The sequence below is a fragment of the Alcanivorax sp. 1008 genome, from assembly GCF_020667895.1.
Lineage (GTDB): Bacteria > Pseudomonadota > Gammaproteobacteria > Pseudomonadales > Alcanivoracaceae > PGZG01.
This window is the reverse complement of the sequence record NZ_JAFMPS010000001.1, coordinates 129,273-155,806: the sequence shown is the minus strand read 5'-3', so window position 1 is coordinate 155,806 and position 26,534 is coordinate 129,273. Positions and strand designations below refer to the sequence as shown.

The following is a 26,534-nucleotide window of genomic DNA, read 5'->3' as shown; positions in this document are numbered from 1 at the left end:
CATGACATGAGAACTAAATTTGCGGTGTTGCTGGGCGCAGTATTGGTTGCCGCTGGCGTTTATATCTGGCTGGCCGGGAACAGTGTTAGCCCCATCAAGCCAGCTCAGACGCCTGCACAGCAATCCAACCCGAAACAAGAAGATGTCGCGCACAAGGGCGATGGTAGCGGTGGCAACCGCGAGGACAAAGGCAAGCAACAGGCCGACTGTAGCGACTCTCTTTCGCTCTACGCCGGGCAGCAGTTGCTATGGCAAAAACAAAGCCAAGCATTTGAGGATATGCCGGAAGTGCAGCCGCTTAATGCGGGTCATCGCGCCAGCACCCAAGGAGTGAACGTGCTCGTACTGGCAGGCATGGCACCGGATATTACTGTGGTCGAAGTGGTCACTTGCGAGGGTGACGTGGCTCGTTTCCCAGTAGATAAAGTGCAGCAGGACACCAGGCAGTTCTTTATTGGCGCTAACCGCCGTGGCGCGTTTAAGTTGATCGAACTTTCAGATGGGATGGAGCACACCTTGATGCGCAATGTCAGTCAAGTGGCATTAAAGCAAGGAGGCCAACGTCGGAGCGAAGATTAGTTCGCTCCGACATAGCTAAACGAGCAACATACTCAGGCGCGGATAATGGTGCCCACGTCTTCGCCGTTAAGAGCTGCGGTGATTTGTCCCTGCTTCAATCCGTTAACGATTTGCAGTTTCTTGATGTGATCACCACGCATCATGTACTCCAGTACAACGCGCTCCACAATCAGATCGTCCTGACCATTATTGAGTAGCTCTGAGGCGGTGGTTTCAGGAATGAACTCGGCATCCGGGTTCTTCTTCGGATCATCGGTGTACAGCCCGTCCTCATCCTTGATATAGAGCACGCCCTTGGCACCAAGGAACTCGGCCATCAGGTAAACACCCGCGTCAGTACGGTTAGCGGGAATCAGCCCCTCGGCCTGTGACTTCTCCCAGAACTCATTCGGCGGCATGCCGGAGGTAATCGGCAGGCAGCCCGCGTTGAGGAAGAAAGGCAGCTTCTCAAGCTCCTCCGGATAGCACATGATGCCGCCATGCTTGGCGGTGAGAATCTGCAGCATGCGTGCGTTTTGAACCGGCACACTGGCGCCGAGACGCGCCAACATGCCGGTGGGCATGTTCAGGTCCAGGCCAAGGGAGTAAACATGACGGGCACGGGTGCCACCACCGGCGGCCAAAATAAAGTTCACGCCATTTTTTTTTGCCGCAACCAGCTCTTCAAGAATCGGGTACACCGCCGCGCGGCCACGGTCCATAACGCTTTGACCGCCGATTTTAATAACCCATACGTCCGGCAGCACCGCGACCGTATCGCGAGCAGCAAGCTGTTCACGGATAGCATGACCAGAAAGCGATTGGTCGGACAGGGCATTATCCATGCCGTCGATCCAGATTTTTCCGTCTTTTTTCATTTTATTACTGCTCCCTAAATCACTTCGCGCGGCTGGACTTGACGATGGTGCCGACCAGCTCACCATTCAATGCCCGTTCCAGATTGTCTATTTTGAGGCCGTTAATCACCTGAATCTGGTGCACCGTTCTGGCATTCTCCAGAGTGCGCAGCAGTTCGCGCTCGATCGGCATGTCGGGCAAATCCATTTTCAGCAACTCTTTGGCGGTGATCTCGCGGATCAGCTCAGCGTCGGGATTCTTCTGAGGGTCTTCGGTATAGATACCATCAACATCCTTGACATAAATGACGCTCATTGCACCCATTACTTCTGCCATCAGGAACAGTCCGGTATCCGGGCCGTTATCCGGCAGCTGCCCTGCTTCTAACGATGGCGGCTCCCAGAAATGGTATGGCGGCTGGCCGATGCACACTGGAATCATGCCGTTCTTGAGGAACAGCTGCAGATCCTGAAAGTGATCCTTGACGAAAGTAATACCGCCATGAGGTGCCAGCAGAAATTGCAAAATGTCCCGATTGTTCTCTTCAACCCCACCGACGATACGGGCGAGACCACCAATCGGCAGACCTAAATCAATACCGATAGAGTAAGTATGCCGGGCGCGGGCGCCACCACCCACACCAATAACCATACGGTGGTTGCCATTCAGTTTAGCGATCGTATCCACAAGTGGAATAATGGCTTCGGCGCCACGGTCCATAATGCTACGCCCGCCCACACAGATCATGTTTACATCGGGAACCATACTCTTTACGGAAGCAGAGTCGGTCTCTTTGAGAAGGCGCCGACTAACAAGACTTTCTCTCATTAGTCCGCTAGAAATATGGGTCCTTCCGTCCCCCTTCACCAGTTCTGACATCTTTTATTCCCTCTGGATTATGATTTTTTCCGCTTATGGCTATTGTCAGCGGCCAGTAGCTGCGTGTCTGAATGATCTTCCGGTGAGTCGGTAAAATTGCGATTTACCAGCAGCACACTGACGAAGCAGCTTAAAGTGCCGAAAAGAAGCTGTGAAGCCAACATGGGCAAAAACAGCACAAAAGCTAACTGTGGCGCGCCGGCAAGCACAATAACAAGCAAGTTGGCAGCAAAACGGCCGGCACCGATAGCAGCACCAATTAATGCAAACTGCAGCAATTTGCCGCCACGACTGGTGGCCCTCGCAATAGGCATCAGCATATCTGCAAGCAAGCCAGGCACAGCAAAATGGGCAATTTCCAGAATACCGAACTTGCCATACCCCATCAGAAAAGAAACTATGCCGGTGGTGGTCCCCGCCGCCAGAGCACCAAAGCGCATATAAGTCGCATTGGCAGCGAACAGCAGCAACGGCACAATCAGCATGTTCTTGTGCCCGGATGCAATCGGCACCCCAGGCAGAATTTGCAGGACCTTGAGCCCCATCACAGTGAGGCTAACGCCCAGAACCACCGTCAGATCATGCAGCCGCTCCCGCGGCAGCTCCGGGTAGCGCTCCGCCAGCCATCTCCTACTTTGGCGAAACTTGCCCTGCAGCAGCTCATCCACAGCAGCCAGCCGGCCGGCACGGATATCAGCCCAGCTTATACCGCCGTCGCCACGCCCCTCACCATCCCCTTTACCTCGGCCCTTGCCGCCGCCCTTGCCATGGCCTTGACCACCTCTGTCCTGACCGCCGAGCAGAGCCAGCGTCGCGTCCACGGTTAAGGCAACACTCTCAGGAATACGCAAGTGTCGTAGTCCGACGACCAAGGCTCTGGGAGGGGATGTCTGCTGCAGCCAGGTGCTCGCCAGCACCAGGGTCATCACTCGCAGGCACATCAACAGGGCCAGAGTCGCCCCACTCAGGCTAAGGTCCGGCAGCCAGCTGACCGGGACTTCCAGCCAGTGATCAGTGTCCTCACCGGTACCAGTGAGCATGTAGGTTATAAAGATAATCAGGAAAAACAGTCGCAACTTACGCGCAATGTGAACCACCCCCGACACGGGCAGCTTGAAACGAAACCACATGGACAGCTGCAGTAGAAATAGCCCCGCCAGCAACAAGGGCTCGGCGATCAGGAACAGGCTTATGGCCAAGCCGAGAAGATAGTAGACCTTGGCAAGAGTGCTGCGGTTGTTACCGGCCGTCATTGGTTCCCTCAAGGTCCGCGCTGGATGTTTGTTGCGGTTAAATGTGCGCGCCAAACGAAAATAGCACAAACAAAACCACAGGTACTGATTGTTTGCCCTCACGTAGAGCGCGCTACCCACCAGCAGATCACAAACAATAACCACTCTCATTAGAAGCTATCAATACAGGAAGACTGCTTGCAAAACCGTTCAATAGGACTAGTGTGTCATCAGGATCATCCCCTCTAATCCGGCAACGGAATGCGATCAGTGTTCGTTTCACCGGGGCGTTAGGGTGAAATTATCTGGGGTTAATAAGAAGGAGAACGACATGGGGAACACTATTATCAAGCGTAGTGCAGGGCCGCTACTAGCCAGTCTGGCTGCTGCGATCATGTCACTGTCCGCATTGCCAGTATCCGCGGCAGAGCTGGCATACACCGAAATTTCTGCCGATACCGCGTTCGCGCGGGATCGCCCGCGCGTCGATAAAGACTCGGATGGCAACTATCACATCGTCTACCGCATCGGGAGTGCGGGGGTGCAAATGCGGGATACAGTTGCCAACCTCGGCTACATGATGGTCTCAAAGAATGGCACCGTGCTGATCGATGAGGTCAAGCTGACCACTGATGCGGCCAGCGACTCCGTCACCACTGCAGATATCGAGGTGGGATCGGACGACAAGGTATACGTTTCCTGGGGCTTTAGGGACGATCGTGGTGATGGCCCCGACCGCGTCGGCAGCTTGTATCTGATTAAGCTTGATCCCTCCCTTGCACCGCAGGACGGCACTTCGCCAGTTCTGGCCTCCATCACAGAAGAGGCAGAGGTTGATGTTGGGCCTGACTTCAAACATCCGTTTATCGAGTTGGATGATGCCGACAATGTTTACGTCTGGAGCCATGATGGCCAGTTTGCCAAATATGACTCTACGTTGACGGAAGTTATTGCACCGATGGCGCCGTTTACCGACGTAACCTACAACGGTCACGGCACCAACCCGATTGCGGTCGACAGCGACGGCAACGTCCATATTGTGTTTCAGGATTGCAACGACCCTAGGGGTCGTCTGTGTACGGTTTCCTACGGCATGCTGGACGGCACCGATGGCAGCGTGCTGATTGACGCTACCAACGTTATCACCACTAACCTGTCAACGGATCAGGGTGCTGAAACGGACGTAGGCGACGCTCCGCACGCAGTGCATTACAGCATTATGGCGGACAGCAAGGACAACATGGCTGTGGTTTGGGTCGACAAGCGCAATGCTCCAACTAGGGATGTCTATACCGCGGTCAGCGGTAGTGGAGGCACCTTGTTCTACGCCAAGCTTGATCCCTCCCTCGATGATCAAGACGGCAGTGCTGCGGACATGACGGCAATCAAAGTCGTTGATGATTCCGAGCTTGGCCCGTTCAAATATGCACAGGCCTTCATGGCAAGCAACAACACCGTGCAAGTGTTCCACGGCATGCGTGGTGGCATGAGCCATGTATCCGTCAGCAGCTCAGGCAAAGCGAGTGACTCTAGTGTCTTGACCAGTAATGCGGTGAGCTTCAATAGCTGGAACAAGGCCTACCCCGCTGCCATGGCGGACGATGGCAAGCTGTTCTGGCCCAGAGTCTATGCGGCCGATGATGCCGCAGGCAGCAAGATCGTCATGGGCAAGGTGTCCACTGGCGGTGGTAGCAGCGGTGGCAGCAGCGCACCTGCCGCGCTTCTGCTAATGCTGGGTGCAGCTATGCTGCGTCGTCGCATGGCGCGCTAATGCAGCGCTAGTTTCAGGCAAGGTGAAGTAAGCGAAAAGGCGACACCAAGGTGTCGCCTTTTTTTATTTGAGGTAGTCTGCATGGCAGGCACCGTTTCTATCTTAATCAGGGAAGTATGTATGCGTCGCCCACTTCAGCTATTGGCATTTTTGCTATCAGCCTGGTTTCTGACAGCATGCTCAGACCCCGCCGAGAGCGACACACCTGCTGCTGCGGCCCATTCTGGTGATGGCAGCAAGCAGGGACAAAAATTCAGTGGTGATCGGGTATGGCCGGGGCTGGAGCTGGGAAAGTGCGGCTCGCACTTGAACGTGGTGCCGGTGACAGGACAGGGTGTGGAGTATTTCCCACCGAAGGAGTTCTTCAAGGGGTTTGAAAGTCAAGATATCGACTTGGGCGAGAACCCTCGTCCGGCCACAGACCTGACCGGCATGATGGCGCAGTATAACGCCGATACGGTGACCCTCGCGCCTTGCACTGGCCCTGAGCTTGTACTGGATCAAGCCCAGCTGGCGGACCAACCCGGCTTGGCAGTACTGACCGGCAAAGGCCTGATCAAGCTGGTCAGGCAGCAGGGCGGTGCTTATATCACCGTTACCCGGGAAATCCGGGAGATTCGATTCAGTTCCTCTGAGCAAGCGGAGTAATGGGCACGGATATGTACACGGACATGTAGTTGGAGCAATAAATGAAATTACCCCTGATTTTGTCTGCCATGCTGCTAACAGTTTCTGTCGCCCATGCGCAGGTGACTGTTAATGGCGACAGCGTGGCAATAGAAGTAGCGCAGCAGTCCCTGACCACTGTACTGACCGGTGTTGCCCAGCAGGCAGGCGCCACCATCAAGGTGGATTCAAACGTGGAGCGCTTGGTATCCATATCCATTAAGAATATGCCCCTGCAGCGGGCAATGGACCAGATAGCCCGCCAGGAAGGGCTGAATATTGTCCTCGGCTGGCGGCGTGACAGCGAAGGCAATGATCATCTTGCAAGCATTGACGTTTTGCCGGACGGCAACATGGACCCGGCATCCTTGGCAGAGCAGGATGCGAGGCAGCAGCGTATCTTGCAGCAACAGCAAAAAACGCGTCGAGGCGGTCGAGCCATTCCTGGTGGGGCGGAAGACAAGAGCTGGAAGCCCAGCATGCTAAAGCAGATGGACCCTCCCCCTGACCGCACTCTGCATTCAGATTGATCCACTGTCCCTTGGCACTGTCGCCGACTCCCTCTGTTAATAAGAATCATTACCACCTAAAGCCAGCTCAGACGGCACCAAACCATGCTTGAGGGTTGCAAAATGGCTCGATGTTATTAGTCTGGATTGGTGCCATGCCCCGTAGAGTCATCTGGCTAATGCAGCCGATGTCGGTTTTCACAGGGTTAAGTGAAGGGCCGTTCTTGGCTTCAATTCAAAGGGGAAAACCATGAAAACCACATCTCCCAGAGGCAGCGCAGGGATACTGGCTTCAAGCTTCGCCGCTACAATCATGTCACTGTCTGCACTGCCGGTATCCGCGGCAGAGCTGGCATACACCGAAATTTCTGCAGACACCGCATTTGCGCGGGATCGTCCCCGCGTCGATAAAGACTCAGATGGCAACTACCACATCGTCTACCGCATGGGTGATGCGGATGGTCTAATAGAGAGCGGCATGACTGGCTCCAATGTTGGCTACATGATGGTATCCAAGAGCGGAACCGTCTTGATCGACGAGGTCAAGCTGACCGCTGATCGCACAAACAACATTAATACTGCGGATGTCGAGGTTACCTCTGACGACAAGGTTATTGTGTCGTTCTCCTTCCGCGGCAGCAACATGCAACTCATCAAGCTTGATCCTTCTGCTGCGCCGCAAGATGGCACAGCACCCGCGCTTGCTACCATTGAAGATGTAGCCGAGGTGACGTTAAGCGAGGATTTTGACCATCCGTTTATTGAGCTAGACAGCAGCGATAATGTCTACATCTGGAGCCATAATGGCACGTTCGCCAAAACAGACAGCTCACTCGTTGAACAAATCGCACCCATGTCGCCATTCCCGGACGTAAATAAAAATGGTCATGGCACCAACCCTATTGCCTTAGATAGCGACGGCAATGTCCATGTCGTGTTTCAGGACTGCAACAGTACTACCGGCAATCTTTGCACGGTTTCCTACGGTATGCTGGACGGCACTGACGGCAGTGTGTTGATTGACGTCACCAACGTGATCACCACAAATCTGACAACCGATCAGGGTGCCGAAACAGACGTAGGCGACGCTCCGCATGCAGCACACTACAGCATCATGGCAGACAGCAAGGACAGAATGGCTGTGGTTTGGGCCGACAAGCGCAATGCCCCGTTTAGCGATGTCTACTGCACAAAGTGCCAATCCGGGGGCACCTTGATGTACGCCAAACTCGATCCTTCCCTGGACGATCAGGACGGCAGTGCGGCGGACATGGCAGCCATAAAGATTGTTGGCGACTCTGAGCTTGGCCCATTTAAGTATGCGCAGGCCTTTATGGCGAAGAACAACACTGTGCAAGTGTTTTATAGCATGCGCAGTGGCATGAGCCATATTCCGGTTAGCACATCGGGCAAGCCTGGCGCTACGAAAGTCTTGACTTCCAATGCTGTGACCTTCAGCCCTTATCACAAGGCCTACCCCGCTGCCATGGCGGAAGATGGAGCCCTGTTCTGGCCCAGAGTCTATGCGGCCAATGATGGCGAGGGCAGCAAGATCGTCATGGGCAAGGTATCCACTGGTGGCAGCAGCGGTGGCAGCACTGCGCCAGCAGCGCTTCTGCTAATGCTGGGTGCAGCTATGCTGCGCCGTCGCATGGCACGCTAATGCAGCGCTAGTTTCAGGCAAGAAAAATAAAAAAGGCGACACTCAGGTGTCGCCTTTTTTATTGAAGAAATCTGAATGCTTAAAGCACAACCATAAATACGCCAAGCCCCATCAAGAAAAACCCGGCGATCTGGCGACGATTAAGATGCTCCCCCAGGAAGACCTTAGCCACGATAGCAACGCAAACAACTCCCGAACTCAGGTTCATGGCAGCCATTTCACTTGGCTGATAACTGCCAACGCCCCAGCGAATAGCCGAAATATTAAGAAGATATTCAGGTAACACGATAAACCAGCTCACACAAAGAGCGAAGAAAAACCCCTTGTGGCGAAAGCGGATATGCCCGAGCCATGCAAATGCCATCAATAGACTAGAAGCAAACAGCATTAGTGGGACTGCGTAGAACACCATTAGCTATTGCTCCATCGCTTTGCTACTGGAGCTTGATATAAGGATCATTGAAAGAGCCATAACCGCAAAGCCTAGCAACTTCTGGGTGGTTAGCTCCTCACCCAACACATAATGGGAAACAAAGGCGATAGCGACAACACCGGTGCATAGCCTGAACGCTCCCATCTGCCCGCCGGTGAACTTTCGATAACCAAGACGCAACGCAAGAATATTAAGCGCATACTCCGGAAGCACCAGCAGCCAGGCAAAAAGCGTCGCCATCAAGAAGGTCAGATCTTCCTTAAAACGCAAATGGCCAAGCCAGGCTGTCGCCATAATGGCGCTAGAGAACAGCAGCATCAGAGGAACAATAAAATATATCAGCGCCGCTTTGGGCTCTCCCTGAGGAAACTCAGCTGACAACTCATCGGATTGGGACGAACCTATGGGCATCCCTGATTTTGTTTCAGGAGTTTTTTTCAAAGCATTCCCAAGAATATTATGTGCAAATTGCCAAGCAATAAGGGGCAAGTCTCCATGAGAACGCCATTGCTGTCAAAGCATAAGCGGCCAGATAGCGATATTTCACATGGGCCAAGCAAATAGCCATAGCGTCATATCAGAGCCGCCAGTATCCGCCTTATGGTAAATACCAGCCTACCTCGCCATAGATTTTCAGGATGAAGTAGTCAGCTCCGCCATCAGTTGTTTAACTGGAATGGCTTCATCCGCGAGCCGCGTCATATCGGCAGTTTGCTTTTGGCTGAGCAGCTTCTTGGCCAGCATGAATTCAGGAGCGCGATTGATACAATCAGCGGCGATCAACTGCCCCTGCTGAAAATAGAACGCAGCGAAGCTGCAGCCCGAATCCGCAGTGCCGCGAATCACCACCTGATCGTAGCCCTGATTCAAGCCAGCCATTTGCAGCTTGAGGTCATATTGATCGGACCAGAACCAGGGCAAACTGATCTGCGGGATCTTTTCGCCGCACAAGGTAGCCGCAGCGGTTTTTGCCTGCTCCACCGCGTTGGGTACAGATTCCAGCCGCCGCCGCTGGCCTGAGCGTGGGTCCCATTGATTGGCACAATCGCCGGCCGCAACAATATCGGGATCCTGTGTTTGGCAGTACTCATCAACGACAATACCGTTATCTATTTCAAGCCCGGCAGCATCGGCAAGCTCACTATTCGGCCTAACGCCAATGCCAACAATCACCATGTCCGCGGGATAGAAACGTCCATCAGCACACACCACTCGTTCAACCCGTTCCTCGCCCTCAAACGCAGCCACCATTGTGCCGGTCTCAATAGTCACGCCGGCTTCGCTGTGCATACGTTGATAGAAGGCCGAAACTTCCGGCGCGGTGACCCGCTGCAGAACCCGCTCGGCCATTTCCAGCACGACCACATCAATGCCCTGCTTACGCAATGACGCGGCAGTTTCGAGGCCGATATAGCCTCCACCAATGATGACTACGCGACCGCTATCCGGCAGCTCGCGACGGATGCCTTCAACGTCTGCCAGAGTACGCAGATAATGCACACCGCCAAGATTTGCACCCTGAATCGGCAACCGAATGACTCTGGTGCCGGTACACAGCGCCAGCTTGTCATAGTGCTGCTCACTGCCATCCGCCAGAGTCAGCGTCTTGGCCACCCGATCAATCGCAGTCACCCTGCCCGGGATAAATTCTATTTCATGCTTCTCATAGAAAGCACTGGGTCGGATTATCAGGCTGTCTGCATCCTTCTCTCCGCACAGAAACGCCTTCGATAACGGTGGCCGCTGGTAAGGCAGCCCACCTTCATCGCCAATCATTCGGATGGGCCCGCTCCAGCCTTGCTGGCGCAGACTGGTGGCGAGCTGGGCTGCCGCATGACTGGCCCCGATGATCACACATACCTGATTCTCATCGGACTGGGACGGTGAATGACTCATGGCTCAGCTCCGGTTTTTCTTGCTCACTTTGACCATCATGCGGGTATAACCGCGGACAAAGTTCGACTGAACGTATTCCGGCTCACCCTGAACTTCGATCCGCTCAAATCGCTCCAGCAGCTCTTCCCATAGAATTCTGAGCTGCATCTCAGCCAAACGGTTACCCATGCAACGGTGAACCCCAAAACCAAAAGAAAGATGATTACGGGCACCTTTGCGATCAATGATGAACTCGTCCGGGTTGTCGATGGCGCGCTCGTCGCGATTACCAGAGGCATACCACATAACCACTTTGTCGCCCTTGCGGATGGTTTGACCATTTAGCTCCACGTCCACTTTGGCAACGCGGCGCATATAGGCCAGCGGTGTCTGCCAGCGAATAATTTCCGACACCATATTGGGAATAAGGGCAGGATTGGATTTCAGCTTGTCGAATTCCTGCGGGAACTTGTTCAAAGCCAGCACACCACCCGTCATAGAGTTGCGGGTGGTATCGTTACCACCAACGATCAGCAATGCCAGATTACCGAGAAACTCCATCGGCCGATGAATCAGGTCCTTGGTGTCCTCGTTATTCAACATCAGGCTAATAATGTCGAAACCCGGTTCTTCTCCAGCATCCTGACGAGCTGCTTTGTCTCGCCAAAGTTGAGAAAACGCTTTCGCCACCTCAGCAACAACAGGGAAGAACTCATCACGCTCCACCTCTCCTCCGGTGGTTTCCGGGCTGGCCGCAGCCACATCGGACCAGTACACCAGCTTGCGCCGCTGCTCGTAGGGGAAATCCAGCAATGTCGCCAGCATTCGCGCAGTCAACTCTATGGATACACTGCTCACCCAATCGAATGGCTGGTCCACCGGCAAGCTATCCAGCACCTCCTGGGTACGCTGTCGAATCAGACTTTCCATTTCCTTGAGGTTCTTTGGCGCAACCACATTCTGAACCGCCTGACGTTGTTTATCGTGCTTGGGCGGATCCATGGCAATAAAGGTTTCAATGGCCAGACCGGCGGGCTGATCACCCAGAGTGATGATTGGTTCAGCAGAGAACAGCTCGTGGTGCTTGTCGACAAAAAGAATATCGTCGAAACGGGTCACTGACCAAAAAGGCCCAAACGGGCTGCTTTTCTGAAAGTGCACGGGCTGCTCGTCGCGCAACCGCTTAAAATAGGAGCCCCACAATCCCTGGCGCCAGAGGAAGGGATTGCTGACATCAATATCTTCAATCGCCAAGGTGGATACATCCGGCAACGGGGATTCCACAAACTCCGGGACCTTCGGTGCCAGGCCAATTCTATCCAGTGTTTTTTGTGCCAGATGCGCCGCTTTGATCTGCCACTGCATCGGCACAACACGGGCGCTTAGATTCATCGCCAGGGTTGAAATACTCATAGTGTCTCTCCCTTACATCTGGAATTCAGGCAAATGGACCACTAGCCCGTCCAGGGCGTCCGTAACCTCAATCTGGCAGGCCAGACGAGATGTGGGGGCACCCTCCGGCGTCATCTCCAGCATCTGCTTCTCGTTGCTGTTGATCGCGCCGGTCTTGCCAAACCACTGCTCATCAACGATTACATGGCAGGTGCCACAGGCGCATTCGCCACCGCAGTCTGCATCGATACCGGGCACCATGTTGTCCGCTGCGTGCTGCATCAACGATTTGTCGGCCTCGATCTCCACTTCATGCCGGGTGCCGTCGTGTTCGATAAAAGTCATGCGTCCCATGAAACCCTCCGAGTCTGTTGATGGCTGAGGCTCAGCCACGTATAGGCTATGTTCACACTTGCCATGATTGCCCTTTACCGAGAAGGCTCAACAGGTCGGCAATTGACATAAGGGGGTCATTTCAAGACAATCCCGGGAGGGTTCGACGAAGGGCAATATAATAATGAGCCAACTGCCACGCGCGGACTCCGCCGTGCTGACCAGCATTCCCGCCAGCTACACGCGGCTGATCGCTCAGGAGCTGGGAATGCACGCCCGTGATCTGCCGGACCTCCTGTCAGAGACCGACCTCACTGTTGAACAGCTGCTGGATGAAGCAACTCGGCTCAGCACTAAGCAACAGATACAGGTTATTGAGAATGCCCTGCGCCTGTCCCAGGACGAGGGGTTTGGGTTACGACTTGGCAAACGGCTGACGCCACCCGCCCATGGCCCGATGGGCTTTCTGGCCAGTAGCAGCCCAAACCTTCTGGCCGCCGTCGAGGCGATTCAGGCCTTCTTGCCCACGCGCGTTAGTTTCGTCCAGCTGAGCCTTAATCAAAACGATGACAAGCTTGTCATAAGCTGCACCTTTGACGTTGAAATGCGCCCTGAGGTGAGCCGATTTATGGCTGAAATCTGCGCGATGGTTTTCTTCTCCTGCGCCGAGTTCATTATTGGCAGGCCTGCCGTTGAAGTTGAGACCCATTTTGCCCACGCAGATCCGGGGGCAAGCGCAGGTTATGCGGAGCATATTCCTGGCAGCGTCTCCTTTTCCAACGATGACATTGTTGTGCGCGTGCCGATGCACCTGTGCCGGATACCCAATGTCTCCGCAAATCACGAGAGCTACGCACTGGCACGCAAGCAATGTGAGGCGGCTCTGGCTAACCTGCGTGGCGCGCAGCACAGTTACCGCCGGCAAATTGAAACCATGATGCTCTCGCATCCCACCGGCACACTAACCGAAGAAGATGCGGCGGCAGCGCTCTTTGTCAGCAAACGCACCCTGGCGCGGCGCCTCAAGAAAGAAGGAGTAGGCTTTCGCCAGATTCGTGATGACCTTCTGGCACGTCAGGCCAAGAGCTATCTACGCGATGGGCAGCTCTCGGTAGATGCTATAGCAACGCTACTAAACTACCACGATAGCGCCAACTTTCGCCGGGCATTCAAGCGCTGGTGCGGAATGCCCCCTGATCAGTATCGTATTGCGGGCGATCTTACCTTGGAATGATTGGCCAGTTTAGCGGCATGAAGATTGTAGGCCAGAGTGTATCTTTGGTGATTTCTCTTGCTTGTATGTGCCATGCGGCACCTATAGTTTAAAGAGGCTCTCAAATAGTGCCTGCAACTTATTGCGCCCAAGGCTATTCATTAGTGCCACGTTTCGTGCCGGAACTTGATCGACATCGGGATATTCCGCAATAGCTCGCCCAAGACTCGCCTCCCGAATAATATGCAACAAGGGGTAGGGAGAGCGGTTTGTATAGTTCTCTGCATCGTCAGAATTTGTACTGCCAAACTGATAGTCTGGATGAAAACTGGCGACCTGATAGGTGCCTTCCAGTCCCATTTCCAAGAGCAGCTTATCGGCAGAACTCAAGAACTGATTGTAATCAAAAAAGTCACCCAAGACCTTTGAGTGGATTAGCAATGTAGTTTCCACTGACGGATGATTATTGAGCAATTCCAGCTCGTCCTTCAGCGACATCAGCAATTGCTCCTCAGTCATCGCACCCGTGGAAGCAAAGCGCGCCCTATCGTTAAGCACCTCATACTTGGCAAAAGGGCAAAGATTCATCTCCATGACAAAAGTTTTAACCCACTGCCGTACCGACAGAATAGCCTGCTCGTCATGTCGGAGCTCGCTCGGTCGTGCTGATATCTTCATTCGCTTTCCATATAAAGCTGCCAACAGAGGACTGCGCCGTGGCTATGCAAGCACGGCCAGCCTGCTTGGCAAGATTGGGATTCGGTAGCCGGTGGCAGCCTCGGACGCGGCTATGATCGCAAGCCGCCGGGCTAAAGCGCCATCACCATCTCATTGTGGAGCACAGCATTGCGGGTTTTGCCGGAAAACTTCTTGTTAGCCTTCACCACCTTGAAACCCAGTCGCTCGTAGAGGCGCTGGGCGTTAGGGTTCTGGGTGTCCACATCGAGGCTCATTCGCGGATAGCCCATTTCCCGAGCAACAGCGGCCTGATGAGTGAGCAGGCGGGAGCCGATACCGGCGCCACGGATGCCAGCTTTTACGCCGAGGTTGCACAGGTACATTTCCTTCATGCCTGGTGTCCGGAGCGCACTGGGTGCATGCAAGGTGCGGGCGATCACGCGCAGCCCGGTAACCGGCCCATAGAAGGAGAGAATGTTGACGGCGGTGCCGAGCGACATCCGCATATAGTCGGTCAGGTTATAGAACGACACGGTGCCGACAACCTCGCCCTCCTCGGTGATGGCCAGTGTCATTTGTTTATACCCACACATGCCGCGGCCAGAGCGATATTCATAGGCGATAAAGTCCAGGGCGCTGGCGCCAGGGGTATCGTAGAAATAATTGAAGATTTCTGGCGCGGCACTATGGGCCATCTTCGCGATATTGTCCGCGTCATCGACCAGTTTACGGGTGAATTCAAGTTCCACGGTGCATTCCTTCCGTCTGTTGTTGTGCCTGGAAGACGCCCGATTGGCTGCTTGAAGGCATGCTGCTGTAATGGCTGATTATGCCGTGAGAAATGCACGCCGAGCAAATAACGGATAAAGGCCAGAAATAGTCACCCACTTCGTTGAAAGATGGGGATCATGCCCACCCCGTCCGGCAACAGCGCTGTTTATGTGATGGCGCTCAATCCGGGAGTTCCTCGAACTTTGTAACCTCTCCTAACCCCTCCTCCCACACAGCTTTGCTGGACAAAAAAATATGCGCAGTCGGCAACATAGTGATCTCCGTGTCCAGGCACCCTGCAGGAACGACAAGCAAATCTGCGATCTGAGTGCCTGGCAATGCTGAACCACACAACTTGCAGAAGCTTTTGCTATGACGGGTGCCACGGAGCGTAAAGGAAGTCACAGCATCTTCCCCCGACTGCCAAACCAATTTGGCCGAACGCGAGAATAGATTCGCGGCATGAGCCGACCCTGTATCTTTCTGACAATGCCGACAATGGCACAGGTAAAAGCTGTCAAACTCCCCTTTCACCACAAAGCTCACGGCACCACACAGACAAGAACCGAAATGATCAGCCATCAGAACTCCTTCCCTTGCCTATGGGTGAAAACACATAACGCCGTGTTCTGCGGAAAAGTTGTCGCTTGGCAGCGCCTTGTTGGGCCAAACCACATCTACTATAAACTGAACACTCGGCATGCGTTACCACCCAGGAAAAGCTCCTGCACATCATCTCCCAGCGCCAGCTCTGGGAGATGCTCTAAGGCTTTGGCGGGCATGATCATTGGGTAATTTGTGCCGAAGAGAACTTTGTTACGGCCATGTCCTCGCATAAAGTCAACTAGAGCCTGTGGATATCTCCTAGTGGTGTATGCAGAGGTGTCGATGTACACGTTTTCGTGCTTTGTGGCTACCGCAATTGCCTCATCTGTCCAAGGGTAGCCAATATGGCCTGCGACGATTTTCAACTCCGGAAAGTCCAGCGCCACCTGATCCAGGTAGATAGGCCGACCAACCTCCGACGGCATGAGCGGCCCAGTGTGGCCAATCTGGGTGCAGAACGGAACATCAAGATCACAGCATGCTGTGTATACGGGATAAAACCGACGATCGATCGGCGGCACCTCCCAAAGCCAGGGCAAGACCCGAATCGCCTTGAAACCAAGTTCGTTTACGCAGCGTCGAATCTCGCGAACAGCCTCCATCGGCTTTGAGATGTCCACGGATCCCACCCCAACTAACCTGTCAGGCGCCTTAGCGACGAAACCTGCGACTTCATCATTGGAGATCATGACATTTCGGGGAGCGACCCAAGCCGATATCAGGCTGCGATCCACACCGCCCTGATCCATCATTGCGATAGTCATCTCAATCGGAATTTCTATTGTCGGCATTGGCATCTTCGTCCATCGACGTAACGACTCGAAGACTGGATCTTGCGAGTGCCGCAATGTCGGGTGCTGCGCCCAAGCATCAACAATCATCAAAATTTCTCCCGTAGTGCATAACGTTACCAACAGGGGCCCGGATAGCGACAACCGAGCACCGCACTTGCTGCTCTTTGTAACTTATCCCTTAGCAAAACCTTACCGCTTTCACTGACACGCCGAGATAGACTGATGTGCTACTTGTTGTCTAGACAACACCGAAAAGTCCATTCAAGTCCACTCAGCCGCCCAATCTAACTATTTAACTAATACTTTTCCGCGCTTACTAGGACTTTAGTCTGGCAGCAATCTGAGCCTGGTTTAAGCAATTTTCGATTTATCGCCACGCGTGACACCTATTGTTAGCATTCTGTCACTTTTCGAACCCTTCCTTTTCTTATAGTTGCGTCACTAATAGCAATTAGTATCGACGGTGCGCTCAGGCAAAGACAAAAAGCCAATAATAAAAAGGAAAAACCATGGAATCGAAAGTCACGAAACCTAATGATCGCGTCACTCCGTGCGATGATGACGAAAGTACTAACTCTTCTTCTGACAATCGACTTGGTAAAGCGGCAGCTGGCTTGGCAGTAGGTGCAGTAGGTCTGGGCGCAACAGGTGAAGCCGCTGCATGGTTCTGGAACCCCAGCCGTGTGATCATCCCTGACGGCCCCGCTCCATGCACGGGTGTCTGCGGTCCCCAAGCTACCGAGTTTCAAACCATTATCGATAATGAAGCCACGACCAGATTCAGGCGCATGGATTGGAGCAATCCTCTTGACTGGCTCATCATTGCAACTTCTTCATCGAGTCTGCATAAAATCAATGCCGACAAAGCAATTATCAATTTACTAAGGCAATGTAACCGTTATTCGTTTGGAATGCCTGTCAATGTCTTGCAGCACTGCTTGCAAACGGCCACGCGAGCAGCCAGAGCAAGCGCCAGTGATGAAATGGTTTTGGCTGCATTGCTGCATGATGTCGGTATCGCCATTTCTTACCCTGGTCATGCCCAAATATCCGCTTCGATTATTCGCCCCTTTGTGTCTGAAGCTGTGTATAAAACCGTGTTTCATCATCACGAATTCGAATTGGCACACTATGGGCACAGGATCGGGGAATCGACGACAATGCGTGACCTGTACCTGAATCAACCTTGGTATGCCACCGCCGCAAAATTTGTGGATGAGTGGGTGCAGGTGTCTTACGACCCCAGCTACGATAGCTATCCGCTAAAGGATTTCAAGCCGTTAATTAAAGAAAAATTTGCGCCTTATGACACAGAAAGTATGAACGTGACGATGAGCGATTGTTTCAGAGAAGATCCGGCCTAAATAAAGGACTTAGCAATGAGTAACGCTAACGAGAAAAATAAAGATATATCTCTAGGTGAGAAAAACGACACTGGTTCATATGACTACTTCGTGGATAGTACCTATAAAAAGAACCTGCAGACCTTGCTATTGGAAAAAGAGTGCATAGAAAAGTCCCAGCGTTTTGGTATATCACGCCGTCACTTTTTAAGGAGTTCTTTTGGGGCTGTCGCTGCGACCAGTATTTTTGGCCAGATTGCAGGCTTTTCCAGCAAGGCCGAAGCGATGGACGGATTTATCTCCCCCTCAGAGGATCTGTACCAGTCTGTAGCTACAACGACAAGCTTTACCCGGCTTGATCAAAGCACCGCAGCGGATTGGGCGATCATTGAAAACGCGGTACGAGCGCAGCAACAAGGCGTCGTCGATACCATCATGAACATGATTAACGCCTGCCGCGGCTATCATCTGGGTTTTGGGCCTGATCAATTTACCCATGTGACACAAGCGGCCACGCGAGCGAGGCGTGACAACGCCTCTGATGAAATGATTCTTGTCTGTTTGGTTCATGATCTGGGCAAGGTGATCTCCAATCTGGCGCATCCCGACATTATTGCCGGTATCGTGCGTCCTTATGTATCCGATGGCTCGTTCTACCTGTTGCGTCATCACATGGAGTATCAATGGAAGCACTACGGTCACTATATATTCAAGCCTACCAATGGGCGAAACCGTTATGTTGGCGAGTCGTGGCATGCAGATGCTGTTAGATTCAGTGATGAGTATGATCAGAAGGCGTTTGATCCATACTATCGTACGGACCCCATAGAAGCATTCCTGCCATTGGTAGAGCAGTTCTTTGGGACAGCCACACCGAGAAAAAATCTGACTCACCAAATTTGCTTTGGTTAATCCTACCCGTCCGTTCACCCGTACTTTGGGTCATCGCCAGAACTGGCGGTGGCCCAATGAGGATATAGAGGGAGAGTGGTGGACACAGAAGGACTTGAAAGTTTGTTCTGCCGATGCCTTTTTGATGGCGTTTGAGTTGATCATAGGCTTCGCCTAGCGTCCACATAAAGGGCCGACTGGAGTGCAGCCCAAGGCGGTCCAGCAGAACGAAGTGGAGCGTTCTTTGATGTGCTTGTTATGCGTAAATAAACTTGGTTATTTGACGTCCCAAACTAATTAACCGTCCGTATTTTCTGTCTATATGTTTGCCTGACAATTGTATTTCAACATTATCTAGAGCGTCTTCGATTAACGCATCATGCAATGCTCGCATTACTAACTTCCATTTTAGCACCATCAATCCCGTCAGGTTTGCATTAACCGAATGACGCACTAAACACCGAGCATCATCAATCTCTTCGAGAGCTAAATCGTGGTAGCCACAAAAGCCCCTCGGTCCGGTGAATTTAAACTGAATACGTTCACCCGGTGAATAAGACTCAACCATATATCTGATTGGCCCATGGCCACCCTTAGCGCCAACCTTAAGAGGCCCATCCAGTTTGATTCTTGGCCATTTATCAGACGGCCAAACCCTATCTTCAGCGGAAGATAACGCATCCAGCGCTGCTCCAACCTCTTTTAACGGTGCTGCAATTTCGCGTTCGTGGATATTTATTACTTTCACAACCAATCTGAATCCTTATTTCGCAGTAGTGGTTGGACGCCCAGCTATCCAAACGCCCCCACTCAGATCCCAGCGAGCGGAATTCCCGCACTGGGCTCTTCAGTAATAACATTGCTACCGTGTAAGGCAGCCCTCTCTTTCGAAAAGCCATGTGATATTAACATTCTTATCACCGTCATACCTGGGCTAGGGACTTTTACCCTACAAGATGCAGCTCTAACGCCCGGCTCACCAGCGCCCAAACTGTAGTGGTTTTTGTGATAAAGTGTGGCGCAGCGAAACCACAAAAACTGCGTAGGTTTGGGCGTCTGCGTGCAGCCGTTTGTTAGACACTAGTAGTTGCTCTCTTGGTAGGAATTTTGATCTACCGCTACTCTTACTGAATCAATGTCTTCAAAATATTCGTATGGATCTTCCTCTTCTGGTATAGGCAATATGCCTTTTTCATAGCAAGAGGATAGCGTTAAAAACACTGCCTCTAGGCTTGTAAATATAGGGTATTCACCTTCTGGCCAACAGGAGCATGAATATATCGGTGTTTTGCTCTCTTTTGTTTTAGTGCCGGCAATACCCAAATAATGTTTGTCTGTTTGAAAAACAGGAAGCGCACCATATTTTATAATATCGCTTTTCGGCCAATAACGAGGCTTATTTCCTGTCACTTGTTCCGTGACTTCTAAACACTGCTGGTAAGTTTGAACTGCGACATGAAGTGGAACAAAAGTATACCCATTGAAGAAGTCTTCTAAGTAGTCATACCCCTTTAACCCATTGCGCCACATATAAAGCTCGACAAGCTCTTCCGGTAGTTCAATGCTTAGAGTCGAAATTATGCTTTGAATTTCATCTTCAGTTAACCCTGGATTGAAAAGCTTCAATCTACCTGGGTCCTTTTCATCAATGCATTCTTCATATTTTTTTATTGCATCGACCAGCATGACACCCTCATTTTTTTGCCTAACGACAAGCTAAGCTGCTGCCTGCAAGGCAGTCCGCTATTTTCAGCGCCTTGTTAAGCAAGTGGCGCCCCTGGGTACCCAATGGACAGAGACACGTTTTTGATAAGTTCTCTATTGAGGGATTCTAAGGTCCCCCAGTTCGGAAATCTGCAGCTTCCAGTTTTTATATAATTCAGCATCTTGGTCCGATAGAGGTCGTTCAAAACACCCATCGCCTTCAGCTCATCTTTAGAAAACTCACAAATCTCAAGGATGCCAGCAGCCTTACACTTTGAGTATGCCGTTTCTAGATTGTGGCCAATTCTTCGTAGCGTATTAAGGTCTCGTCCTTTGTGCCGGAGGTAAGCCTTGAACCCGAGCTCGGTGGAGTGCCCCATTAGGTACAAGGCGGGGATTGGCGCGAGCCAATCGTTGGCCACCTCTTTTGACAGAGCCTTGTCAGTGGCTTGGGCTGCCTTTCTGAAATCACTAGCAAACCTTATCAGGCCGAATGAAGTTGTCCGTTCTTCGTCATCCATCTTAATTGCCTAACGCCTCAATAACCGGCGCACGCTTTTTGCGCGTCCGGCGCCGAAGACGCGTAGTTGATTGCCTTGTTAGATTTACGTACTTGGCGCACGATTGACCACCATCAAAACCCCCACAGCCATAAACAGCAGACCAAGTATTCTTTGGCCAGTAATGGAGTACTGAGGGACGCCTATAAAACCATAATGGTCTATTACGGTCATGGCGACAAGTTGGCCTAGTAATACAAATGAAACTGCGTTAGCAACACCAAAACGCGGAGCAACCCAAGTTATTGCCAAGACATAAAAGATGACAAATATCCCACCACAGAATAAATACCAGGGAGTTGATTTGAGGGGAATGTCCTGGGGCAACCCTTCAGTCAACAACAGCACACATAACGAGATCGCCAAGCCAACAGCGAATAAGATCGTAGCGGCCAATACTGGACTTTGTAGCTTCCCACCCAAACTGCCATTCAAAGCAGCCATAATGGGTATACCTAAGCCAGCGAACAGCATGATTAATGCGTAAGTAAAGGAGCTACTCATACCTGTCATTCTGGAACCCATATTAATTCAATGCGAATACCACTGGGATCGTAGCAAATCATATGCTTTGCAGGACCCTCTCTAAGGAATTCAGGAGCAAATTCGATGCTCACGCCTGTCGCCAACTTCAGCTTTTCGTAAATTAGTAATAATTCTTCCTCTGATTCAACCAGCAGTGCTACGTGGTGCAAGCCCACATTATTGCGGCGGTCAAATGCATTTGCTTCACTCGATGTTTGCCACAAAGTGAACATTACCGCTTCATTCGTAACAAATACCGCAGGGTACTCCTCAACACGACGAACCTCGCGCCAACCAAGAGTTTTACAGAAGAATTTGCAAGACTCCTCCAAGTTTGAAACAGACAAACCCAGATGATGTATGCCCTTCATCAGTTTCCTCGTTTTCGCCGCTCTGTAACAAGCTCACCAGCAATGCCCCAATTGTCGGTATCAACTTCGTCGATTACAACAACAGTTGTTGCTGGGTTTTTGTTTAATACCCGCTGCAGCAGCTCAGTCGCCCCTGCGACTAACTCAGCCTTTTGTTCTTTGGTTACACCTTCGTTGGTGATCTTGATATTCACATAGGGCATAAGTAAAACCTCCAAATAAATCTAACAGTTATTAGACAGCGTGCTGTGTTTCCAGAAAAAAGCAGCATGCTGTCTAACTCTGCTCTGTTCTGATTGATGGCGAGCATTATTCAACAAAATCAACGCTCCGCGTGTAAGCCATTTCCTACAACGCTGAAAAACACAGCAGGGGTTGCTGTCTAATTATTTATACTGTACATATGAACAGTATTCTATAGCAACATTCTCTGAGGCCCATCATGGATGATGTCGAGCAAGGTCCGCAGTCCCTTTCCACTGCCAGACCCGGTGCATTGAAAGAGCAGTTCCGTACTGTCTTGCGCCGGAATCATTACAGTCGCCGCACCGAGAAGACCTACTGGTACTGGATTATCAGCTTTATCCGCTTCCATCAGAATCGGCATCCGCTGGAGCTTCATGAGCAAGATGTCGCCCTGTTCCTGTCGCATCTGGCCTGCAATCGCGATATCACGGCCAACACTCAGAAACTGGCATTGAATGCGGTGGTGTTTCTTTATAAACGTGTGCTGGATCGGCCGCTCGACAAGATTCCCGGCATCCATTTCGCCACCGCACCACGTCGACTGCCGACAGTATTCAGCCATGAAGATGCTATGGCAGTCATCGATCTGCTGCCAAACCCGCATCGTCTAGTGGCGTCATTGATGTACGGCAGCGGGCTTCGGGTTACCGAGGCGTGCCGTATTCGACTTAAGGATCTGGACTTCAGCAATAGCTTGGTCGTGGTGCGCGACGGTAAGGGCGGCAAGGATCGTACAACCCTGCTGCCGCCCAGTTTACGTGAGGAACTGCTGGCCATGGTTCGCGAACGTGGTGATCAACTCAGGGCGATCCCCCGCGAAAAGCGTGTTCCGGTGGTATTACCCTATGCGCTCGACAGAAAGTATCCGCAAGCCGCCACATCGGTGCAGTGGCAGTGGCTATTTCCTTCCACCGGCACCTGCCATGATGATCGCGGCAGAATAGTGCAGTACCACTTGCACGTTACCGCCGTGCAACGGCAGGTGCGCAAAGCACTCGCTGCGCTCGATCTCAACTATCGGGCAAGTTGCCATACGTTCCGGCACACTTTCGCCACTGAGCTGTTAAAACAGGGCACGGATATTCGCACAGTGCAGGAATTACTTGGCCACAGTGACCTGAACACCACACAGATCTACACGCATCTGATCGGCCAGCGTTATGCCGGCACAGTAAGCCCGCTTAGCAAGAGCGCCCTGCCAGTGCGCGAAGAGATGGCCCTCTGGCAGGTGTCCACGATTAGATCTCCCGCGTCTCGCGGAACTGGATTTCCGGGTGGCGTTCCTGGGCTAGTTGCAGGTTGACCCGGGTCGGGGCCAGGTAGGTGAGGAAGCCGGCACCGTCGACGGCAAGGTTTTCGTAGGCTTTGTCGCGGAATTTATCCAGCTCCCGTTCAGTGTCTGCGCTGGCCCAGCGGGCGGTGGCCACGCTGATGACGTCGTAGGCGCATTCCACCCCGTATTCGTGCTTCAGACGGTGGGCCACCACGTCAAACTGCAGCGAGCCGACGGCGCCAAGAATGACGTCGTTGTTTTTTAGCGGGAAGAACACCTGCACGGCGCCCTCTTCCGATAGCTGGGTCAAGCCCTTGTGGAGCTGCTTGGATTTCAGTGGGTCGCGCAGTACTACCCGGCGGAACAGCTCCGGGGCGAAGAACGGGATACCGGTGAAGCGCAGCTTCTCGCCTTCGGTGAAGGTGTCGCCGATCTGGATGGTGCCGTGGTTGTGCAGGCCGATGATATCGCCGGCAAACGCCTCTTCGATATTCTCGCGCTCGCCGGCGAGAAAGGTCAGCGCGTCGGCGATGCGCACGTCCTTGCCGGTGCGGCACTGCTGTAACTTGATTCCCTTTTCATATCTGCCGGAGCAGATGCGCATAAAGGCAATGCGGTCGCGGTGTTTGGGATCCATGTTTGCCTGGATCTTGAACACGAAGCCGGTAAATTTGGGTTCGTCTGCACTGATGGTGCGCTCTTCCGCTGCACGCGGCAGCGGTGATGGGGCCCACTCCACCAGCCCATCGAGCAGGTGGTCTACGCCGAAGTTGCCCAGCGCGGTGCCGAAGAATACCGGCGTCAGCTTGCCGGCGCGGAATGCTTGCAGATCAAATGCGTGGCTGGCGCCCTGCACCAGTTCCAGGGTTTCGCGCAGTTCGTCGGCGTAGCTGCCTATGGCCTTGTCCAACTCCGGGTTGTCTAACCCGGCGATGGCACGCACGGCCTGAACGGTGTGGCCCTGCCCGCTCTGGTACAGCACGGTGGTGTCGGTGAGCAGGTTGTAGACGCCCTTGAAGTTTTTGCCCATGCCAATCGGCCAGGTAACCGGGCTGCACTGGATGCCCAGTACTTCTTCTACTTCGTCCATTACTTCAATCGGGTCGCGGACTTCGCGATCCAGCTTGTTAATAAAGGTCAGGATCGGCGTATCACGCAGGCGACACACTTCCATCAACTTGATGGTGCGCTCTTCCACGCCTTTGGCGCAGTCAATCACCATCAGCGCCGAATCCACCGCTGTCAGGGTGCGGTAGGTGTCTTCAGAAAAGTCGGCGTGTCCCGGGGTGTCGAGCAGGTTGACCATGGCGCCCTTGTAGGGGAACTGCATCACTGAGGTGGTCACCGAAATGCCACGCTCTTTCTCCATCTCCATCCAGTCAGAGGTGGCGTGCCTGCCGGATTTCTTGCCCTTTACGGTGCCCGCCATCTGGATCAGGTTGCCGTATAGCAGCAACTTTTCGGTAATGGTGGTCTTACCGGCATCCGGGTGGGAGATGATGGCGAAGGTGCGCCGTTTGCGAATCTCGTCAAGCTGGCTCATGGCACTCAAAAGGGGGTCGGCAATAAAGGGCGGCAGTATACAGGATCACCTCAGCGGATGTAGGCGCGCGGCATCATCAGGGTGGTGTTCGGCCCGCTTTTTCGTTCCAATGGGCGGATGACTATTGCCCTGCGTTTCGAACAGATCATCGCCGTCGATCTTGATCAGGCGTGGCAGTCCCTGCATCAGGATCTCAGTCTGATGCCGGCGGACCTGCCCCATGTCCGTCATATCCGTGAACTCACCCGGCAGGCCGGAGCGGATGGCCCGGCGCGCATAGACTTTGCCTGGGGCATTGAGCACAGCGTGGTGCCGGCCGTGGCGCGGCCGTTTTTGCGTGATCTGCTGGACGAGGTACGCTCCGACACCCATTGGCACCACCACATGCGCCGGGTGGAGTTTTTGTTTTATAGCGAGGGGCTGCGCGAGCTATTTAACTGCCGCGGCGAGTTTGTCCTTGATGCCTGTGGCGAGGGAACTCGAATGAGCTTTGTCGGCGATCTTGATGTCACTCCCCACCAGTTGCCGGGAGTTCCGAAACTGCTGGCTCGCACCATTATGCCGGCGGTGGAACGTGTGGTGCGCGACAGCATTAGTCCGCCACTGGAAGCCCTGCCCGGCGCCTTGCAAAAACGCATCCAGACAGCCTGAGCCTCAGTGCTGCAATGCGAGGCTCATGAGGATGGCATCTTCGCGGCCATCGACTGTGCGGTAGTAGTTTTTCCGCTCGCCGTTAAGCTGAAAGCCAAGCCGCTCGTAAAGCTGCCGGGCACCCTGATTGCTGGCGCGTACTTCCAGATAGATATATCCCATGCTGCGCTGCTGATAATCGGCAATAAGCTCCCGCAGTGCCGCCCAGGCCAGCCCACGGCGTTGCATGGCCGGGGCCACGGCGATATTTAAAAGGTGTACTTCGTCCAGCACCGAGGACAGCACGGCAAAGCCGGCAATGTCGCCATCGCGCGCAATTACCCGACAGTCATAGTGGGAGTTAAAACAATCGCGGAACACCTGCTCGGTCCAGGGGGTGGGCTGGGTGGCATCTTCGATGGCCACCACTGCGGGCAAGTCATTGTCACCCATAGTGCGCAGTTGAAAGCCAGCGTGCAGAGCGGTCATACAAAGCCGTGGGTTTGCATCGCCTTCCAGCTGGGCACTTTATGGGCCGCCGGATCGGCCAGCATTTCTGTCAGGCTGCTGACCGGCAGCAGGGTGATCTGGCCGCGCACCACTGGCTGGTAACGGGGACTGTTGAACAGCGCCTGCACCGTTTCTTCACGGGCGCATAGCAGCAGTTTTATTTCACCCTGACGACCAAGCATGCCACTCAAGAAAGCATCAAACATGGGCCGAACGTTCTCGGCGGTCATCGGCTTACCCGCAGTGGGCGCACAGAAGAACCGTTTCGCATCGCTGCTCACGGTGCCGCCAAACAATTTCAGCAGGGCCGCCAACTGCTGCAGCTCTTCGCGGTTAAGTCCGGGGGCATCAGCTTGCTGTTGCTCGGCCCACAGATGTATCTGGGCGCCACGATGAGCTTGCAGGGTAAACGTCAACGACGGCGCAGCAACGGGCTCACTAACAGCAGGGGCAGTCTTGTCAGAAGACTGAACCGGCGGCGCAGCCAGCCTGGGCTTTTCGTCGGCTTTCAGTAGCGCAGCCACTTGCTCCGGCATGCCCTGCTGAACGCCCGGCGACTCTGGCTTGATATCAGGCAGCGCATTGAGCTCTGGCAGCGGCTCGATGTCGAGTAGCGGCGATGGTGCCGCCCCCGGCAATGGCACCGCCGCCACCCAGGGAGTAAAGCCCATCTGCTTGAGATATCGCTGACGCAGCCGCTCTTCCAT

31 protein-coding genes are annotated in these 26,534 nt (G+C 53.3%); 10 read left to right on the top strand and 21 right to left on the bottom strand.

The features are described 5' to 3' along the window. The first annotated feature begins 6 nt into the window (after positions 1–6). On the top strand, positions 7–579 hold the full coding sequence (locus J1C54_RS00805) for a hypothetical protein (RefSeq protein ID WP_229143926.1): 573 nt from the start codon (positions 7–9) through the stop codon (positions 577–579). Between the two features lie 32 nt (positions 580–611). Here the strand turns inward: J1C54_RS00805 and J1C54_RS00800 are convergent, their stop codons facing one another. Genes J1C54_RS00800 through J1C54_RS00790 form a run of 3 tightly spaced genes read right to left on the bottom strand, consistent with a single transcriptional unit; the run spans position 612 to position 3,548 of the window. Beyond that, entirely contained in the window at positions 612–1,436 is an 825-nt protein-coding gene (locus J1C54_RS00800; RefSeq protein ID WP_229143925.1) for a hypothetical protein, read from the bottom strand. Between the two features lie 19 nt (positions 1,437–1,455). Continuing rightward, positions 1,456–2,295 (bottom strand): hypothetical protein, encoded by an 840-nt coding sequence (locus J1C54_RS00795; RefSeq protein WP_229143924.1) that lies wholly within the window; start codon positions 2,293–2,295, stop codon positions 1,456–1,458. A 17-nt stretch (positions 2,296–2,312) separates the two neighbouring features. Then, complete coding sequence (locus J1C54_RS00790) at positions 2,313–3,548, bottom strand: energy-coupling factor transporter transmembrane component T (RefSeq protein WP_229143923.1); 1,236 nt, start codon at positions 3,546–3,548, stop codon at positions 2,313–2,315. A gap of 310 nt (positions 3,549–3,858) precedes the next feature. Between J1C54_RS00790 and J1C54_RS00785 the strand changes: the two genes are divergently transcribed. The 4 genes from J1C54_RS00785 (at position 3,859) to J1C54_RS00770 (ending at position 8,136) form a co-directional block, all read left to right on the top strand. Next, a complete protein-coding gene (locus J1C54_RS00785) occupies positions 3,859–5,298 on the top strand; it encodes a hypothetical protein (protein ID WP_229143922.1) in 1,440 nt (479 codons plus the stop codon). 120 nt (positions 5,299–5,418) lie between these two features. Beyond that, positions 5,419–5,946 carry a hypothetical protein gene (locus J1C54_RS00780; protein WP_229143921.1) on the top strand — a complete coding sequence of 176 codons (528 nt, stop codon included), beginning with the start codon at positions 5,419–5,421 and terminating at the stop codon, positions 5,944–5,946. Positions 5,947–5,987: 41 nt separating this feature from the next. After that, the gene (locus J1C54_RS00775; protein ID WP_229143920.1) at positions 5,988–6,494 is read left to right on the top strand and encodes a hypothetical protein; all 507 of its coding nucleotides are present in this window, start codon (positions 5,988–5,990) and stop codon (positions 6,492–6,494) included. A gap of 229 nt (positions 6,495–6,723) precedes the next feature. After that, the gene (locus J1C54_RS00770; RefSeq protein ID WP_229143919.1) at positions 6,724–8,136 is read left to right on the top strand and encodes a hypothetical protein; all 1,413 of its coding nucleotides are present in this window, start codon (positions 6,724–6,726) and stop codon (positions 8,134–8,136) included. A gap of 79 nt (positions 8,137–8,215) precedes the next feature. On the opposite strand, the gene J1C54_RS00765 is transcribed toward J1C54_RS00770, so the two are convergent. The 5 genes from J1C54_RS00765 to J1C54_RS00745 form a co-directional block, all read right to left on the bottom strand. Then, positions 8,216–8,524, bottom strand: a complete 309-nt coding sequence (locus J1C54_RS00765) for a DMT family protein (RefSeq protein WP_229143918.1) — start codon at positions 8,522–8,524, stop codon at positions 8,216–8,218. Positions 8,525–8,551: 27 nt separating this feature from the next. Continuing rightward, the gene (locus J1C54_RS00760; RefSeq protein WP_229143917.1) at positions 8,552–9,058 is read right to left on the bottom strand and encodes a DMT family protein; all 507 of its coding nucleotides are present in this window, start codon (positions 9,056–9,058) and stop codon (positions 8,552–8,554) included. A gap of 144 nt (positions 9,059–9,202) precedes the next feature. Continuing rightward, complete coding sequence (locus tag J1C54_RS00755; RefSeq protein ID WP_229143916.1) at positions 9,203–10,465, bottom strand: NAD(P)/FAD-dependent oxidoreductase; 1,263 nt, start codon at positions 10,463–10,465, stop codon at positions 9,203–9,205. A gap of 3 nt (positions 10,466–10,468) precedes the next feature. After that, positions 10,469–11,857, bottom strand: a complete 1,389-nt coding sequence (locus tag J1C54_RS00750) for a cytochrome P450 (protein WP_229143915.1) — start codon at positions 11,855–11,857, stop codon at positions 10,469–10,471. A 12-nt stretch (positions 11,858–11,869) separates the two neighbouring features. Next, the gene (locus tag J1C54_RS00745) at positions 11,870–12,190 is read right to left on the bottom strand and encodes a 2Fe-2S iron-sulfur cluster-binding protein (protein WP_229143914.1); all 321 of its coding nucleotides are present in this window, start codon (positions 12,188–12,190) and stop codon (positions 11,870–11,872) included. Between the two features lie 163 nt (positions 12,191–12,353). Here J1C54_RS00745 and J1C54_RS00740 point away from each other — a divergent pair, with 163 nt between their 5' ends. Beyond that, complete coding sequence (locus tag J1C54_RS00740; RefSeq protein WP_229143913.1) at positions 12,354–13,403, top strand: AraC family transcriptional regulator; 1,050 nt, start codon at positions 12,354–12,356, stop codon at positions 13,401–13,403. Positions 13,404–13,484: 81 nt separating this feature from the next. Here J1C54_RS00740 and J1C54_RS00735 read toward each other — a convergent pair whose 3' ends face one another. The 4 genes from J1C54_RS00735 to J1C54_RS00720 all read right to left on the bottom strand — a co-directional run bounded on the left by J1C54_RS00735 (position 13,485) and on the right by J1C54_RS00720 (position 16,318). Beyond that, on the bottom strand, positions 13,485–14,060 hold the full coding sequence (locus tag J1C54_RS00735; RefSeq protein WP_229143912.1) for a DUF1415 domain-containing protein: 576 nt from the start codon (positions 14,058–14,060) through the stop codon (positions 13,485–13,487). 131 nt (positions 14,061–14,191) lie between these two features. Beyond that, the gene (locus J1C54_RS00730; RefSeq protein ID WP_229143911.1) at positions 14,192–14,809 is read right to left on the bottom strand and encodes a GNAT family N-acetyltransferase; all 618 of its coding nucleotides are present in this window, start codon (positions 14,807–14,809) and stop codon (positions 14,192–14,194) included. Between the two features lie 202 nt (positions 14,810–15,011). Continuing rightward, positions 15,012–15,413, bottom strand: a complete 402-nt coding sequence (locus J1C54_RS00725) for a GFA family protein (protein ID WP_229143910.1) — start codon at positions 15,411–15,413, stop codon at positions 15,012–15,014. Between the two features lie 98 nt (positions 15,414–15,511). Beyond that, the gene (locus J1C54_RS00720; protein WP_229143909.1) at positions 15,512–16,318 is read right to left on the bottom strand and encodes an amidohydrolase family protein; all 807 of its coding nucleotides are present in this window, start codon (positions 16,316–16,318) and stop codon (positions 15,512–15,514) included. 422 nt (positions 16,319–16,740) lie between these two features. Between J1C54_RS00720 and J1C54_RS00715 the strand changes: the two genes are divergently transcribed. Both J1C54_RS00715 and J1C54_RS00710 read left to right on the top strand, forming a co-directional pair. Next, positions 16,741–17,595: an HD domain-containing protein gene (locus tag J1C54_RS00715; protein ID WP_229143908.1), complete on the top strand. Its 855-nt coding sequence runs from the start codon at positions 16,741–16,743 to the stop codon at positions 17,593–17,595. A gap of 15 nt (positions 17,596–17,610) precedes the next feature. After that, entirely contained in the window at positions 17,611–18,486 is an 876-nt protein-coding gene (locus J1C54_RS00710) for an inositol oxygenase family protein (RefSeq protein ID WP_229143907.1), read from the top strand. A 235-nt stretch (positions 18,487–18,721) separates the two neighbouring features. On the opposite strand, the gene J1C54_RS00705 is transcribed toward J1C54_RS00710, so the two are convergent. The 6 genes from J1C54_RS00705 to J1C54_RS00680 form a co-directional block, all read right to left on the bottom strand. After that, positions 18,722–19,213 carry a hypothetical protein gene (locus tag J1C54_RS00705; protein ID WP_229143906.1) on the bottom strand — a complete coding sequence of 164 codons (492 nt, stop codon included), beginning with the start codon at positions 19,211–19,213 and terminating at the stop codon, positions 18,722–18,724. A gap of 332 nt (positions 19,214–19,545) precedes the next feature. Further along, positions 19,546–20,151, bottom strand: a complete 606-nt coding sequence (locus tag J1C54_RS00700) for an SMI1/KNR4 family protein (RefSeq protein WP_229143905.1) — start codon at positions 20,149–20,151, stop codon at positions 19,546–19,548. Positions 20,152–20,225: 74 nt separating this feature from the next. Then, positions 20,226–20,690: a hypothetical protein gene (locus J1C54_RS00695; protein WP_229143904.1), complete on the bottom strand. Its 465-nt coding sequence runs from the start codon at positions 20,688–20,690 to the stop codon at positions 20,226–20,228. A gap of 84 nt (positions 20,691–20,774) precedes the next feature. Beyond that, on the bottom strand, positions 20,775–21,233 hold the full coding sequence (locus J1C54_RS00690) for a DMT family transporter (RefSeq protein WP_229143903.1): 459 nt from the start codon (positions 21,231–21,233) through the stop codon (positions 20,775–20,777). A gap of 5 nt (positions 21,234–21,238) precedes the next feature. Then, the gene (locus tag J1C54_RS00685; RefSeq protein WP_229143902.1) at positions 21,239–21,625 is read right to left on the bottom strand and encodes a VOC family protein; all 387 of its coding nucleotides are present in this window, start codon (positions 21,623–21,625) and stop codon (positions 21,239–21,241) included. Beyond that, positions 21,625–21,828 carry a 2-hydroxymuconate tautomerase family protein gene (locus tag J1C54_RS00680; protein WP_229143901.1) on the bottom strand — a complete coding sequence of 68 codons (204 nt, stop codon included), beginning with the start codon at positions 21,826–21,828 and terminating at the stop codon, positions 21,625–21,627. Before J1C54_RS00680 ends, J1C54_RS00685 begins: the two co-directional genes overlap by 1 nt. 239 nt (positions 21,829–22,067) lie before the next feature. Between J1C54_RS00680 and J1C54_RS00675 the strand changes: the two genes are divergently transcribed. Further along, positions 22,068–23,174: an integron integrase gene (locus tag J1C54_RS00675; RefSeq protein WP_229143900.1), complete on the top strand. Its 1,107-nt coding sequence runs from the start codon at positions 22,068–22,070 to the stop codon at positions 23,172–23,174. Here J1C54_RS00675 and J1C54_RS00670 read toward each other — a convergent pair. Beyond that, complete coding sequence (locus tag J1C54_RS00670) at positions 23,110–24,687, bottom strand: peptide chain release factor 3 (protein WP_229143899.1); 1,578 nt, start codon at positions 24,685–24,687, stop codon at positions 23,110–23,112. The two genes, J1C54_RS00675 and J1C54_RS00670, sit on opposite strands and share 65 nt — an antisense overlap. A gap of 117 nt (positions 24,688–24,804) precedes the next feature. On the opposite strand from J1C54_RS00670, the gene J1C54_RS00665 reads away from it, so the two are divergent. Further along, the gene (locus J1C54_RS00665; protein WP_229143898.1) at positions 24,805–25,338 is read left to right on the top strand and encodes a hypothetical protein; all 534 of its coding nucleotides are present in this window, start codon (positions 24,805–24,807) and stop codon (positions 25,336–25,338) included. A 3-nt stretch (positions 25,339–25,341) separates the two neighbouring features. Here the strand turns inward: J1C54_RS00665 and rimI are convergent, their stop codons facing one another. After that, the gene (rimI, locus tag J1C54_RS00660) at positions 25,342–25,806 is read right to left on the bottom strand and encodes a ribosomal protein S18-alanine N-acetyltransferase (protein ID WP_229143897.1); all 465 of its coding nucleotides are present in this window, start codon (positions 25,804–25,806) and stop codon (positions 25,342–25,344) included. Beyond that, positions 25,803–26,534: a hypothetical protein gene (locus tag J1C54_RS00655; RefSeq protein ID WP_229143896.1), complete on the bottom strand. Its 732-nt coding sequence runs from the start codon at positions 26,532–26,534 to the stop codon at positions 25,803–25,805. The genes rimI and J1C54_RS00655 overlap by 4 nt, the downstream gene beginning before the upstream one ends.